Below are 13593 nucleotides of genomic sequence, written 5' to 3'. Positions count from 1 at the left end.
AACGGTCGATCGTCGTCAGTCGACGGAGATGACGTCCTTGGCGATTGCTGCCAGGCGAGTCTGTCCTGCAGACACGACTCCGTGGCGGTTCTTGTGTGCCTCTTCGTACGCCACGACAGTGCGTACATCGGCGGGTGTGGTCAGTTCCTTGATGGCGGCCACCGCGTCCGAGACGTTGAGGTCGTCGTAGTCGGCTACGGGAAGCTCGTCGGCACCGAGAGTTCCACCGGCGGACCGAGCGGTGTGAATGGCGTCGGCGACAGTGTCGACACCTTCGCTACGGGTGACATCCTCGGCGGCTTCGAGTGCTGCATCGCGGCTGGCGGTCAACGTTCTGACGGCGACGTCGCCTGCGTGTGCACCGCGGCCCAGCAGAGCGCTCAGTCGGTCCGGGGTGGCGCGAGCGGCGTCCAGTGCGCGGTCGAGACCGCGGGCCGACCAGTTGGCCGGTGCGTTGACGATCTTGACTGCGGTGCCGGCAGCTGCCTGGAGAGGCGTCCGGCGCAGTGCGGCGGGTCCACCCAGGGCGTCTTCGGCGAGGACGGTCTCGAGCCATTCGACCGTGGCGGCGTGCGCGGTTGCCAAGCGGCCGGCCAGTGCCACGACGGACGGTTCCTCGGCTGCTGTCGCCAAAGCCTTGATGTACTTCGCTCGACCCAGCAGTTGCTGCTCGAGGGCGAGATCGCCCAGCAGTGCCTCGTCGAACGGCTGCGCCTGCTCGGCGACTGCCTTCACCGCTGCGAACGTGCGCCCGATGAACGGTGCCACTACCTCGGGCAGGCCACCGAGGTTGCGCAGTGCTTCCTCGATAGCGGCGGCGCGGTCACGTCCGTTGGCGGCGTTCTGCGTCAGTTCCCGACGAACCGCTTCGGTGCGCGCCTGCACGACGCGGGTTTCCGCGACCTGAATTTCGGTGTGTGTCAGCTGCAGTGCAATCCGCAACTGAGCGATCAAAGTCGATGTGCTCATGGTGCTCCCCTTTCGGTGGGTGGGTACATGGATCCGGCCGATGCCTGTGGGTCACAGCGTGATGCTCGGCCCTGTTCGGGTGTTACCCGCCGGTAAGTTCTGTCAAACGGCTGTACCGCAGGTGTGAACAGCGACACGTCCGAACCGCTACTCGTGTCGGCGGGATTCGACGGTTTCGATCGGCAGCGGAATGGACATCCGACACCGATGACTACCGAGCTGTACACAGCAACCGTCTCTGCAACTGCGACCGGCGTGACCTCCGACGACGGAGTGCTGTCGTTGAGTGTGCGAGAACCGGCCGAACTCGGTGGCCCGGGCGAGGCCACCAACCCCGAGCAGTTGATGGCCGCAGCGCTGTCGAGTTGCTTGGTGGAGTCACTGCGAATCGCACTGGGGACCGTCGGCGGCAGTGTCGACGAACTCGCGGTCAAGGGCACCGTCGTGCTGACCGATTCCGACGCATCCGGTTACGACGCGAAATTCGCACTGTCGGTGTCGCTACCGGGCACCGACAACCCGGAGGCCGTACTCGCGCAGGCCACGTCGATCTGCCCGTTCCTCAAAGTGATCGACGCCGTGGACGTCACCCTTGAATAACCGCTCGATCGTTCGGCGGACCCGCTCCGAACGCGCGCGATGACATCCGTTCGCGTTCGGGCGGTTCGCGGAGTGCAGGCGATCAAAGCCGGCTTCGCGCGTGAGGACACCACGCTGATCGCGGGCGGACTGACGTTCTACGCGGTGATCGCCGTCGTCCCTCTGTTGCTTCTGACGATCCGGGCGACTGTGTTGTTGGTGTCGGCGCAGTGGGTACAGGGCGGATTCGACGCCATGTCTGCGTTACTGCCCGATGCGTTGGGTGCCCGCGCGGCGCTCGACGGCCTGGCCGATGCCGGAATACACCTGGGACCGCTGGGGGTCGTGATCTCGATCTTTCCCGCGACGTTCTACGGAGAGGGTCTGCGGAGGGCGATCGTGCGCTTCGCCCCGACCCGTGAAACGTTCACCGGGTGGCGAGGCAGAGCTGCGATGGTGCCCTTTTTCGTTGCCGCCCCGGTGTTGCTCCTCGGGGTGCTGACCGTCGCACGCGTCCTGCAGGCGACCACGGGCGGCGGGGGTGCCGGTGCGCTGGCTCTACGAATATTTCTGGGGTTCAACTGCCTATGGCTGATCCTGGCCGTTCCGCTTGCCTGGACCTACCGGGTCATCGCGCCGCGGGCGGTGGGGTGGCGGGCACTCGTGGCCGGCTCCTTGGTCACGTCGTCGATCGTCACCGGGTTCATGCACGGCTTCATCTTGTTCCTGGCCATTCCGGTCGACCTCGGTGCACCGTTCGGCGGTCTCACCGACATCGGCGGCGGTGTGGCAATCATGCTGTGGATGTTCGTCTTTCACGTGCTGGCGCTCGCCGGCTGGCTGATCACCGCCGAGTTCGATCGGCCCGTCGGTACAGCCCGAACATCAGCTGGGTGAACCCGAGAACAGCCAGACCACACGTCACCGATATTCCGATCGTCGCGGACGTCTGAGCGCTACCGGGGCCCGCGCCCGCAACGGTCGCGGTGACGACTGCGGCAACGACCCGAGACGGCCGCTCCCACACTGTCAGAAAGCCGACGTCGGAAATCCCGGCTCCGACGGCACGCGCGCGGGCCGTCTCGTGCAGCAATGTCGTCACACCGACGGCAACGACGATGGGCATCGGAGCGCCCAGCGCGAGGCTGCCCGCGAGGAACAGCAGATCGCTGCACCGATCCGACACCGTGTCCAGCAGATAGCCCCACTGCGATTGGGAACGGCCGATCATGGCCACGCCGCCGTCGATACCGTCGAGCAGCCCGGAGAACACGATGAGCACCGCCGCCAGGAGGGGCAGCGAGGTGCCCGGCCGGGACAACGCCACCGATCCTGCAGCCGCAACCACCGCGGCGACGGTGACGACGTGGGCCGAGACGGATGCGCGCACGAGCGGGGCGCTCAGGAAGTACACCAGACGAAGCCACGTCGACACGAGCACCGACGACGATGGATCGATGTTGCTGTGCAGACCCGACCATGTCGACAGATATTCCTGGCGGGTCGCCGGAAGTTCGGACGAAGTGCGCCGGCTCGGTGTGCTGCGCTGGTTGACCATCGACGATCCTTGCTCGGCAAATCGAAAGACCGACTCTACGAAAGATTCGTCGGTGTATACCCGCCTATTCGAAACCCACACCCGAGCGGCTCCAACAGTTACTGCTCGTCGGAGTTGCTCTGTCTCCTGCGGGCTTTGAGCCGCGATATTTTGATCCCGACGGCCGCGAACAGAATCAGCCATCCCGCGATCAACACTCCGCCTCCGACGAATGCCGCTCGCTGCAGAGGATGGGTGTCTGCGTACACGTAACCGACTGTGCCCCAAAGCAAAGCGACGAAAAAGATAATCGCCATCATCCACATCATCGAATACAGCGTTCTGTTCATCATTCGCCCGATCTCGCCGTTGCTTTTGTCTGCCGCCGATTTACATTCTCCCACTGGCCGTACCCGATTCGGTCGAGTCGACACCGGAACCACCCCACATTCACCACGCGAGTTTCGGTTGAACCTCGCCCGCGAAGAGCCCGAACTCCGCGCCTGTCCGATGCATGTGCCCGAACAGGGCCTCCACGAGGTCCTCGGAAGCCGTTCCCATCGTCGACGACCACCGTCGAGCGCGACAGTTCGACCGAGACGTGCGCAGTTCGACCGTGCCCGAGTTGCCCACGTCGACCGTCAGCCGATCCGCTCCTGTCTCCACGAGACGACGAAGTGCGTCGGCACCGAACAGGACGAGGCCGCGCACCTCGAGCACCGCGTGAGAACGCGCAGTGTCTCCCGGAAGACCCACCTGGATGCGGCAGTCGGCGTCGCCCCACTGCCGCCGTGATTCGTCGGCACCGGGTCCGCGAATCCACACTCGACAATCAGGATGCCTCAGGATCGAGCCGACGGTCTCGATGAGGGACGCAGCGCTGTGCCCGGTGGTATCGACAACCGCGACGATCTCCGGCAGCGCGTAGGTCAGACCCTGGGTACGCGCCGCAGGGTCGGTGATGCGGGAGGCCAGCATCAGCGCTTCGGCGTTCTTCCGCTCTCGGTCTCCGCCCGTGCGTTCGGCCCAGTCGGGCCCGTCGTGCCAGGCGACTGCTCGCGGCCGATGGGCCAGGACGGCACCTGCGGCGTAGGCCCGATGCGCGAATTCCCAGTCTTCTCCGCCGTACCCGACGAACGTCGGGTCGAACCCGCCGAGTTCCTCGAACAACGTTCGGCTGCAGGACATCACGGCACTGATGACGTATCGGTACGAACGACGGTCCGCGTCCAGAAGATCTCGCGAGCCGGCGTAGCCGTCACGAAGCCATCGGGGCTCGGTGAATTCCGTGGGGCCCGCAGATCGGCCGTCGAACCAGGTGCCGATGTCCGCGCGCGTCCACCCGCCGAGATCGGCATGTCGACGCCTACCCACCGTCACCGCATCGGGAAGGGCCACGATCAGGCGTACCGATTCCTCGATGTAATCGGGTTCGGGCACGGTGTCGGCGTCGAGGAAGCAGAGGATGTCTCCGCGCGCTGCGGACGCACCGAGGTTACGTGCGGCGGCGGCCCGGAATCCGAGATCCGGTTGGCGCACGACGGTGATGTCGAGAGCCGAGCCGAATTCCTCCACGTTCGGTTCCTCGGGAGATCCGTCGTCGGCGACGATCACCTGGATGCGGGACGCGGGCCAGGTCTGCGCGGTCAACGCTGTCAGAACCAGGTCGAGCTGGTGCTGCTGCCGGAAGTAGGGAATCACGACCGACACTCGGGGCGTGTCGGATGCGGTCGGTGCCAGATCCCACCGATTGTGCGGAACCACCGAGCGGCCATCGGGCAGCGCGATGGACGGTAGAGCCATGCCTTCTCGGAACAGGGAGCTGTACAGGTCGGCCGCCTGCGCCGGCGATGGATACGGTGCCGAGTCGGTGGCCTGCCATGTCTTCTCGGGTCGGCGTAACGCTTCTGCCATGGCCTCGGCCAGGCCCTCCACTGTGTCCTCGTGAATCCACAGCGCATCGGGCGAATTGACGGCCATCTCGTCGACGTATCGACCACGAGGGACCAGAGGGCGACGGCCCGCCGCGATCCAGGTGTTGATCGAACCGGATGCCGATACATGCCGGTGGAAAGCGACCGGGACAGCAATGGACCGCAACCGGCCGCCCAGTTCGGCGTCGGGCACGAAGCCGGTCGTCGAAAACGGCCTGCCCAGATGCCGGGCAGTGGCGCGTAGTTCGTCGAGCACGTCCTCGTGTCCGGCCGACGCGGCCCCGACGATCTCGAACCCGACGTCGGTGTCCAGTGCAGACATGGCACCGAGTACTTCGCTGTGTCCCTTCCCCGGATAGACGAACCCGAGAATCCCGACGACTCGCTGGGGGACGACGTCGTCGGATCGTAGTGCCGGGCGGTCTATCGGTAGGGGAATGACCCGGATGTCGGGTCGGCTGTCGAGTATGTCCTCGAGAAGCAGTCGCTCGTGCACACTCGACACCACGACCGTTGCAGCGCAGTCGATCACTCGGCGGTAGCAGTCGGTGCGTGCCGCAAACGCGGAGCCGTCCGAGATCTGGGGTACGTCGTGCAGCGTAACGGTGATGCGGGCTCGATGCTGCTGTGCCAGTGCGACAATGGCATCGGCTGCCTCGTGCGCGGTACGTCCGAACAGCCGGTCGGTGAAGTGAATGTGGACGGGAGTGTCGGGCGGTAGTCGGTCGGGAGCGGTCACCACGGGACTCGCTGTGGCCGTAGCCATGTCGCGGGCACACCGGACGACTCCGTGGTCCGGTGGGCCGACCACGAGATGATGCACGGGTGCGATCACGGCGTCGTCTGCAGGATTCGCAGGAGCTCGGAGTGGCGGGCCAGTGCGGCGTCGACGAACTGGGGATGTGCCGCATACCAATCGAGGTGAGCGCGGTGCACGACGTCGCTGGACACGTCGGAACCGTCGACCGTCCAGTCTGGGCGAGCATCACCGGGGAGGCCGAGGGCGCGCAGTACCCGACGTTCGACGGGCGCTCGCACACCGCCGAGCAGTTCTCTCCCTGGATCACCCACAGTGCAGGCGGTGTCGAGGTGGTCCAGGATCCGCTGCGCGAGTGCAGTCAACACCACGTTGGTCGGATGGTTGATCGTATGAGTGGCACGGCTTCCCGCACTCTGGAACAGGTCGGACGCAGCGATATCGGTGTCGCGGCTCTCGCGTCGTCGTAGCTCGTCCAGGCTCGCCTGCGCGGCATCACGAAAGCCGGCGTCGGATACCGGGAGGTCCCAGTTCTCGCCGGACCGCACGCCACGCTCGAAGGCCACAATCGTCCGCAGATCGTGGTACGGAACGAGATCCGGAACGGCCGCTGGGTCGCTCGGATGTCGAACGATGATCTGAAAAGGATGCAGCGCAGCGTATCTCAGCACGGGCCAACGAAGTACCACGGCGTGCGGCGGGAGTGATCGTGTCAGATCGGGGACCCCGAGCGGCAAATGCCGATAGCCCTCCCGCACAGGTTGAGTCAGCAGTACCGAGGTCTGCCGGACCAATCGATCGACGTGCGGCAGATCGGCGGATTCGAGTTCGTGTACCGGCGGGATTCGTACCGTCCGAAACGGCATCGCCGCATCCGAGCTCAGCAGAATGCGCATCGCCTCGGCCTGGCAGTTACCCCAGACGAGCAACAGGGGGCGATCGTCGACGGGTGTACGTGGCGCGGCCTCGAGCCCCGATATTCCGTAGAAATCGCCGTAGTGGCGAGTACGCCCGTCCATGTCTGCCCCGACGTCGTGTGAGTGCGTGTGTTCGACCATTCTTCTGGTCAACGTAGCCCCGCCGAACCTGCGACGCCAACCGCGATTGAACTCGGTACGAAGTGGGTACAGACCCCATGCGCGTGTCGGGAACAGGCACGATTCGTCTGACCTGTACCCGAAGGAATTCATGATTCGTATTGCGTCCGTACCCTCCTCTCACGTGTACGTACAGCACGTGCAGCCGGTGCCCGACGGCTCCGGTAACTCGGTGGTGCTGTTGCCCGATCCGACGCCGGTTCGCGTCGATGTGCCGGGCCAGTGGTGGCCGCCTCGTCTCCTCGACGCCGGGTGGTTGGCCGAGCAACCCGATTCGAGCTTCGACGTTCTGCACGTGCACTTCGGCTTCGAGTCCTTCTCACCGGAAGACTTGACCCGCACGGTCGAGTACTTGAGGGCCCATCGCAAGCCCCTGGTGCTCACCGTCCACGACGCGCACAATCCCCACTTCGCGGACAACACCGGTCATCTGGAGCAGCTGGACGTGTTGATACGTGGTGCCGATGCCGTGATCACCCTCACCGAGGGAGCAGCTGCGTGGATAGCCGATCGGTGGAACGTGCATGCGACGGTGATCGAGCACCCACACGTGGTGCCTCTCGAGAGAATGAACGTCCCACGCCCGGTGTCGGACTCGTTCGTCATCGGAGTCCACGCCAAGAACCTGCGAGCGAACATCGACCCGCTTGCGGTGATGGACGCCGTCGTCGAGGCGGCTCGATCGCTACCGGCTGCGACGGTGCGGTTGGACATCGACGAGGACGTGTTCGACACGGCCGGCCACTGGTACGACCCGACCGTCGGCGCGAAGTTGCTGGACTACAACAGTTTCCCCGACGTCGATGTGCGGGTGCACGCCCGATTCGACGACGAGCAACTGTGGGACTACCTGTCTTCGATCGACGTCTCGGTGTTGCCGTATCGGTTCGGAACACATTCGGGTTGGCTCGAGGCATGTCGGGATTTGGGAACGGCCGTCGTCGCGTCCGATTGCGGCTTCTATGCCGACCAAGCGCCGATTCACAGTTTCGTCATGAACACCGACTCGTTCGATCCCGCCACGTTGGTGGCAGCCGTGCAGGCGGCCCACGCCGATCGGACCACAGCGCTCGACGCCGCAACCCGGGCCGAGCAGAGACAACGAATCGCAGCGACCCACGCTGGGATCTACGCAGCAGTGACAAAGGAGATGCGTTGAACGAGAAGCCACTTCGCATCGCGGTGCTGGCGTCATCGAGTTTTCCGGTGGCACAGCCTTTCGCGGGCGGTCTGGAGGCACACGTCTACAATCTGGTGCGGGCGCTGACCGAGCGTGGGCACCACGTCAGTCTGTTCGCCGCAGACGGATCGAGCGTCGATCTGGATGCCACGATGTTGCCGGTCCGAACGCTGGATCTGACACCGATTGCCCTCGCCGATCTCGCGGTCACCCCCACTGCGGTTCGCGAGCACCACGCATACCTCGCCGTGATGATGGAACTGGCCGGTGCGCTGTCGAACTCGTTCGACATCGTGCACAACCACAGCCTGCACTACCTGCCGTTGGCGATGTCCGCCACACTGCCGGTGCCGATGGTGACCACTCTGCACACGCCGCCGTTCGCGTGGCTGGAGTCGGCTGTTGCCCTGGCTCCGTTCGGTGCCAACACTTTTGCTGCTGTCAGTGCGTTCGCAGCCGAACAATGGGCCGACGTCGCGTCCGGGACGATCGTCATCCGGAACGGGATCTCGCTGCAGGACTGGCCGTTCGGTGCGGGCGGCGACTACGTGGTGTGGTCCGGAAGGTTGGTTCCCGAGAAAGGATTGCACCTGGCCATCGCCGCCGCGAAGCTCGCCGGCCGGTCACTACGAATCGCCGGACCCATCAGCAACCTCGAATACTTCCACGGTGTCGTCGAACCCCTGCTCGACGATCGAGTCCGATACGTCGGACACCTCGATCAGCCGGCCCTCGCCGCGCTGGTGGCCGGTGCCGAGGTCGCGCTGGTGTCGCCGGTGTGGTCCGAGCCGTACGGTCTGGTGGTCGCCGAAGCTCTGGCCTGCGGTACCCCGGTGGCGGCGTTCGCCCGCGGAGGGATACCCGAGATCATCGACGCCTCGTCCGGAGTGTTGGTACCCGCCGACGACGTGGCCGGGCTGGCCGCCGCGATTCCCGCCGCGGCAGCGTTGAACAGGCACGACGCGCGGGCGCGCGCCGAGCAGGTGTGTTCGGTGGACCGGATGGTCGACGAGTACGAGGAGCTGTACCGATCGACCCTCGAGTCCGCATCGGCACCGGAGTCCGCCCACGGTCTCGCGATTGCATGATCGGCTACTACGCACACCACCACGGGGTAGGCCACGTCACTCGGTCCGACGCGATTGCGCGCCGCCTGGGTGAGCCGATCACGGTGCTGTCCTCGCGGGCGCGGCCTCCGGAACATGCTGCAGCGGAATGGATCGCACTCCCGCTGGATGTGAACGACACCGTGGGCGAGGCAGCCGCCGACGACATCTCGGCGGGGGGAGTGGTGCACTGGGCACCCCACGACGTCGACGGGCTGACCGCACGGATGGCGATCATCGCCGACTGGGTTGCGCGTGAGCGACCGCGGGCAGTGGTTGTCGATGTGTCCGTGGAAGTGGCGATGTTTCTGCGGCTGATGGGTGTCCGGGTGATCGTCATGGCGATTCCGGGAAACCGGGCCGATCCCGTCCACGCGATGGCCTATCGCGCGGCGACGCACATTCTCGCACCGTGGTCACGCAGTGTGTACGACCCGGCCTGGTTGCATCCGTACGCCGCCAAGACGACGTACTCGGGCTCGATCAGCCGGTTCGCCGGACGAGCCCGAACGGAGGGCTTGAACACTGCGGCCACCGAAGGCCCGGTTGTCGTACTGGGTGCGGCGGGCGGCACCTCGTTGACGCGTGAACTGGTGGACTCGTGGTCCGCCGCGGACGACCGGTTCGACTTCCGCACACTCGGAGTGGCGGGCGGTGACTGGGTGGACGACGTGTGGCCGGTGCTGTGCTCGGCGGCCCTCGTGGTGACCAACGCCGGGCAGAACGCCGTGGCCGACGTCGCCGCGTCGGGCACACCGGCCATCGTGGTTCCGCAAGCCCGGCCGTTCGACGAGCAGGCTGCCACCGCGCACGCACTGGCGGCCGGATCCATCGCCGCGGTGCTCGACGAGTGGCCCTCGGTCGATCGGTGGCGACGCGCTGCCGACTGCGCCCTGGGCATCGGCGGACGGACATGGTCGCTGCTCGGTACCGACGGCGCACCCGATCGGGCGGCTCGCGCGATCGAGCAGGCTGCGTCCGGGACGGCTCGGCGATGAACGTGGTTGTCGTGACCGTGGTCTCGGGTCGTCACGATCACCTCGCCGCGCAGATTCGCGGGTTGGCCGAGTCCACCGACCGGCCCGTCGAGCACATCGTGGTCGCCATGGGCGATGACGACATTGCGGACGTGGTCGCCCGATCCGGCTCTGCGGCAACGGTTCTCGACATGGAGGCACAGACCCCGCTGCCGGTGGCGCGAGCGCGTAATCTCGGGGCAGCCGCTGCCCTCGATCGGGGTGCCGAGCTGGTGGTGTTCCTCGACGTGGATTGCATACCCGCCCCGGAGATGCTCGACAGGTATCGCCGCGCCGCGCTGCGCCCCGACAGTCGGCGAACTCTGTTGTGCGGACCGGTGACCTACCTGAAACCCGACAGCGTCGGGCTCGAAGGTGACGCTCTGATCCCGCTCACCGCGCCGCATCCGGCTCGACCGAATCCGCCCGCGGGCGCAGTGGAACCCGGACACGATTTCGACCTGTTCTGGTCGTTGTCCTTCGCCGTGCACGCCGACACGTGGACCGAGATCGGCGGCTTCTGCGAGGACTACACCGGGTACGGGGGCGAGGACACGGATTTCGCGGCCACGGCCCGCGCGTCGGGCATCGGGTTGCGGTGGGTGGGCGGCGCTCACGCGTACCACCAGTTCCATCCCGTGTCCGATCCTCCGGTGGAACATCTCGACGACATCGTCGTCAACGCTCGGATCTTCTTCCGTCGGTGGGGCCGGTGGCCGATGGTCGGATGGCTCGAAGCGTTCGCGTCGCTCGGACTGCTCGAGTACGGCGGCACCGAGATTCGCCGTCTCACCGCCGCTGTTCACGACACCGACGACGGTGTGAATTAGGCTGGCCGGACTTTCACGAAACGAGGTCCAGACGTGCCCGAACCATCCAGGCCCCTGCGTTCGCTCGGATTTCTGACCATCGGGCTCTTCGACGAGAACGCACCCGGGGTCGGCCACGAATCGACGCTGCGCATCATCGAACTCGGGGAGCGGCTGGGATTCGACAGTGCGTGGCTTCGTCATCGTCACCTGCAGTTCGGTATCTCGTCTCCCATCGCGGTCATGGCCGCCGCGTCGCAACGTACCGACCGCATCATGCTCGGCACTGCGGTGACGCCGTTGGGTTGGGAGAACCCGTTGCGTCTCGCCGAGGACCTGGCCACGGTGGATGTGCTGTCCGGTGGGCGCGTCAACGCGGGAATCAGTGTGGGACAACCGATGCACTTCGATCGCGTCGCACACTCGTTGTATCCCGACACCGCCGAGGACGAGGACTTCGGCTACGACCGAGTCTCGCGGCTGCTTCGGTTCGTAGCCGGTGAACCTGCGTCCACGTGGTCGGGGACCGAGGGAGTCGAAGCGTATTCCGAACGAGTACAACCGTATTCGCGTGGTCTACGGGACCGAATGTGGTACGGCGGGGCCAGTCTCCGTTCTGCCCAGTGGGCAGGGGAGAACGCGATGAATCTTCTGGTGAGCAGTGTGGTGCGCGCCGAGGACTCGACGGATTTCGATGCGATCCAGCGCGCGCACATCGCGCGGTTCCGCGAGGCTCACCCGGCCGGGGCCGACGCGCGGGTCTCCCAGGGGCTGGTGGTCATCCCCACCGACAGTGCTTCCGCCGCGCAGAAGCGCAAGTACAAGGACTACGTTCACGCGCGTACTGCACGGACCGGAGCACCGCAGGGGCCGGCTCGGATGATGTTCGCACCGGACCTCGTGGGTACCTAGGACGAGATCGCGGAGCAGTTGTACGCCAATCGATCTTTTCGCGAGGTCGACGAGGTGGCGTTCGCGCTGCCGTTCAGCTTCGACCACGAGGACTACGTGCAGATCCTGACCGACACGGCGCAGAAGCTCGGCCCGGCGCTGGGGTGGACCCCAGCACAGAACTGACCCGGACTTCCGCCGAGGGCGATCGGCCCGATCGGCCGATCGCCCTGGTGGAACAGAGGTACCGGTGTCCTACTGGCCCGTGATGGGCGAGTTGTAGGCACACGGGATCGACTTCGCGGGGAAGCCCTTCGGATCCAGTGCGTTCTTGACGATGCCGATCGCGCGCGGTGAGACGGAGATCGACAGGTGGTCCGACAGGTCGATGCCGCAGCCGTCCTGCAGGGTGACATTGTTGACGGTGGCACCGGGGCCTGCGGTGAGGAACGTCGTCTTGTACGGGGTGACGACCTCGTCGTACTTGGTGCCGATCACGGTGTACTTGATGCCGGGGTCGGTGTCACCGCCGACGGCCAGTCCCTTGACGAGTGGCGAGTCGATCACCTGGTCCGAAGCTGCCGGCCCGGCGATGGCACCGACGACTCCCAGGACGTTGAGTCCCAGGTTGTTGATGGTGCGCCCCAGAGTTCCGATGCCGACGAGGGTGGTGCCGTGATTCGATCCGGCGACGCTGACGACCGTGTTCACTTTGTTCTTGGTCGGGTCGGTCGGATTGGCACCGCCCTCGAAACGGAGGTACTGACGGGTGACGAGCCCACCCTGGGAGTGGCCGACGATGTCGACCTGCGCAGAGCCCGTGGCCGTCCGCACAGCGTCGACGTAGGTGGCGATCTCCTTCGCGTTGGACGCGACCGATGCGGTACCGCGAAGCGACGGGAGATTGCCGACGACACTGGAGTCGCCGTCTCCGTAGTTGAGCGCGAAGATGCAGTAGCCCTCCTTCTTCAGGGCAGGCGACATGCGCGCGAAGTTGTTGTACGCGTTCTCCCAGGTGCCGTGCAGGAGGACGACCGGGCGGGGGTGCGCGGCGGTGGGCTTGCAGTTCCAATCGTTGGCACCTTGGGGTGCGACGTTGGGGTTGACGATGCTGTAGAGGAATCCGGCCAGGAAGTTCTTCTGATCGGGCCCGTATCCGGTGGTCTCGGTCCGTGGGTCGTACGTCGCGGTGGCGGGGGCAGCCGAATCGATGCTCGGTGCCGTGATGCCCTGATCCGAGGCCTTCGGGTATGCGCCGGTCGGCCCCGGCGGAACAACGGTGTTGCCCTGCACGGTTGCGGGCGGTGCCGGTACCGGGACGGGTGCCGGCTGAGCCTGTGCTGCGAAACCGGAACCGAGGGCAACGGAGCATGCCATTGCAGCAATCATCGCAGCGCGGACTGTCGTGGCCTTCCTCGTTGCACGGAAGGTGGACCGAGAAGTGGTCATGGAGCCTGACTTTCGACGAGGGTCAAGTGGACAAGTCGGAACTGTAGGCCCGGATTTCGGCCCGGAACGTGCGCCGCATCACGTTTGGAAACCGCCCGCACGTGACCGTTCATTCGTGATGGGGCGTCACAAATGACAACGAACCAGACGCTAATGCGGATTTGTTGCCGGGTTCACGGTCCAAAACAATCCCCAGGTTTTATTTGTGCACTATGGTTCGAGTGTCCTTCCCCGGCCGACGGTTCGGCCGGGGAAGGACGGTTCGATAC

At 65.7% G+C, this 13593-nt stretch carries 12 protein-coding genes and 1 pseudogene; 7 read left to right on the top strand and 6 right to left on the bottom strand.

Annotation, left to right across the window (positions count from 1 at the left end; genetic code table 11):
- Positions 1–15: 15 nt before the first annotated feature.
- On the bottom strand, positions 16–969 hold the full coding sequence (locus CH278_RS12635) for a hypothetical protein (RefSeq protein ID WP_032371105.1): 954 nt from the start codon (positions 967–969) through the stop codon (positions 16–18).
- A 207-nt stretch (positions 970–1176) separates the two neighbouring features.
- On the opposite strand from CH278_RS12635, the gene CH278_RS12630 reads away from it, so the two are divergent.
- Positions 1177–1569, top strand: a complete 393-nt coding sequence (locus CH278_RS12630; RefSeq protein ID WP_027496209.1) for an OsmC family protein — start codon at positions 1177–1179, stop codon at positions 1567–1569.
- Positions 1570–1608: 39 nt separating this feature from the next.
- Positions 1609–2445, top strand: a complete 837-nt coding sequence (locus CH278_RS12625; RefSeq protein ID WP_045842004.1) for a YihY/virulence factor BrkB family protein — start codon at positions 1609–1611, stop codon at positions 2443–2445.
- Here the strand turns inward: CH278_RS12625 and CH278_RS12620 are convergent.
- From CH278_RS12620 to CH278_RS12605, 4 genes are all read right to left on the bottom strand, one after another.
- On the bottom strand, positions 2393–3106 hold the full coding sequence (locus CH278_RS12620; protein WP_051365079.1) for a CDP-alcohol phosphatidyltransferase family protein: 714 nt from the start codon (positions 3104–3106) through the stop codon (positions 2393–2395). The genes CH278_RS12625 and CH278_RS12620 overlap by 53 nt on opposite strands.
- A gap of 98 nt (positions 3107–3204) precedes the next feature.
- The gene (locus CH278_RS27535; protein ID WP_155288598.1) at positions 3205–3354 is read right to left on the bottom strand and encodes a hypothetical protein; all 150 of its coding nucleotides are present in this window, start codon (positions 3352–3354) and stop codon (positions 3205–3207) included.
- Between the two features lie 181 nt (positions 3355–3535).
- Positions 3536–5785: a glycosyltransferase gene (locus CH278_RS27985; protein WP_256991777.1), complete on the bottom strand. Its 2250-nt coding sequence runs from the start codon at positions 5783–5785 to the stop codon at positions 3536–3538.
- A gap of 65 nt (positions 5786–5850) precedes the next feature.
- Positions 5851–6795: a WcbI family polysaccharide biosynthesis putative acetyltransferase gene (locus CH278_RS12605; RefSeq protein ID WP_032390225.1), complete on the bottom strand. Its 945-nt coding sequence runs from the start codon at positions 6793–6795 to the stop codon at positions 5851–5853.
- Positions 6796–6997: 202 nt separating this feature from the next.
- Here CH278_RS12605 and CH278_RS12600 point away from each other — a divergent pair, with 202 nt between their 5' ends.
- From CH278_RS12600 to CH278_RS12580, 5 genes and pseudogenes are all read left to right on the top strand, one after another.
- On the top strand, positions 6998–8032 hold the full coding sequence (locus tag CH278_RS12600) for a glycosyltransferase family 1 protein (protein WP_228139179.1): 1035 nt from the start codon (positions 6998–7000) through the stop codon (positions 8030–8032).
- The gene (locus CH278_RS12595) at positions 8029–9141 is read left to right on the top strand and encodes a glycosyltransferase (protein ID WP_032371103.1); all 1113 of its coding nucleotides are present in this window, start codon (positions 8029–8031) and stop codon (positions 9139–9141) included. Before CH278_RS12600 ends, CH278_RS12595 begins: the two co-directional genes overlap by 4 nt.
- On the top strand, positions 9138–10157 hold the full coding sequence (locus tag CH278_RS12590; RefSeq protein WP_094622013.1) for a glycosyltransferase: 1020 nt from the start codon (positions 9138–9140) through the stop codon (positions 10155–10157). Before CH278_RS12595 ends, CH278_RS12590 begins: the two co-directional genes overlap by 4 nt.
- Complete coding sequence (locus tag CH278_RS12585) at positions 10154–11005, top strand: glycosyltransferase family 2 protein (RefSeq protein ID WP_052053233.1); 852 nt, start codon at positions 10154–10156, stop codon at positions 11003–11005. The genes CH278_RS12590 and CH278_RS12585 overlap by 4 nt, the downstream gene beginning before the upstream one ends.
- Positions 11006–11038: 33 nt before the next feature.
- Positions 11039–12061, top strand: a pseudogene (locus CH278_RS12580) (LLM class flavin-dependent oxidoreductase).
- Between the two features lie 69 nt (positions 12062–12130).
- On the opposite strand, the gene CH278_RS12575 reads toward CH278_RS12580, so the two are convergent.
- Complete coding sequence (locus CH278_RS12575; RefSeq protein WP_027496218.1) at positions 12131–13324, bottom strand: esterase/lipase family protein; 1194 nt, start codon at positions 13322–13324, stop codon at positions 12131–12133.
- Positions 13325–13593: the final 269 nt, after the last annotated feature.

Origin of the sequence: Rhodococcus sp. 05-2254-5 (assembly GCF_002258575.1) — a bacterium.
GTDB classification, from domain to species: Bacteria; Actinomycetota; Actinomycetes; order Mycobacteriales; family Mycobacteriaceae; genus Rhodococcoides; species Rhodococcoides fascians.
The sequence above is the reverse complement of the archived record's forward strand: the minus strand, read 5'-3'. Positions and strand labels throughout refer to the sequence as shown.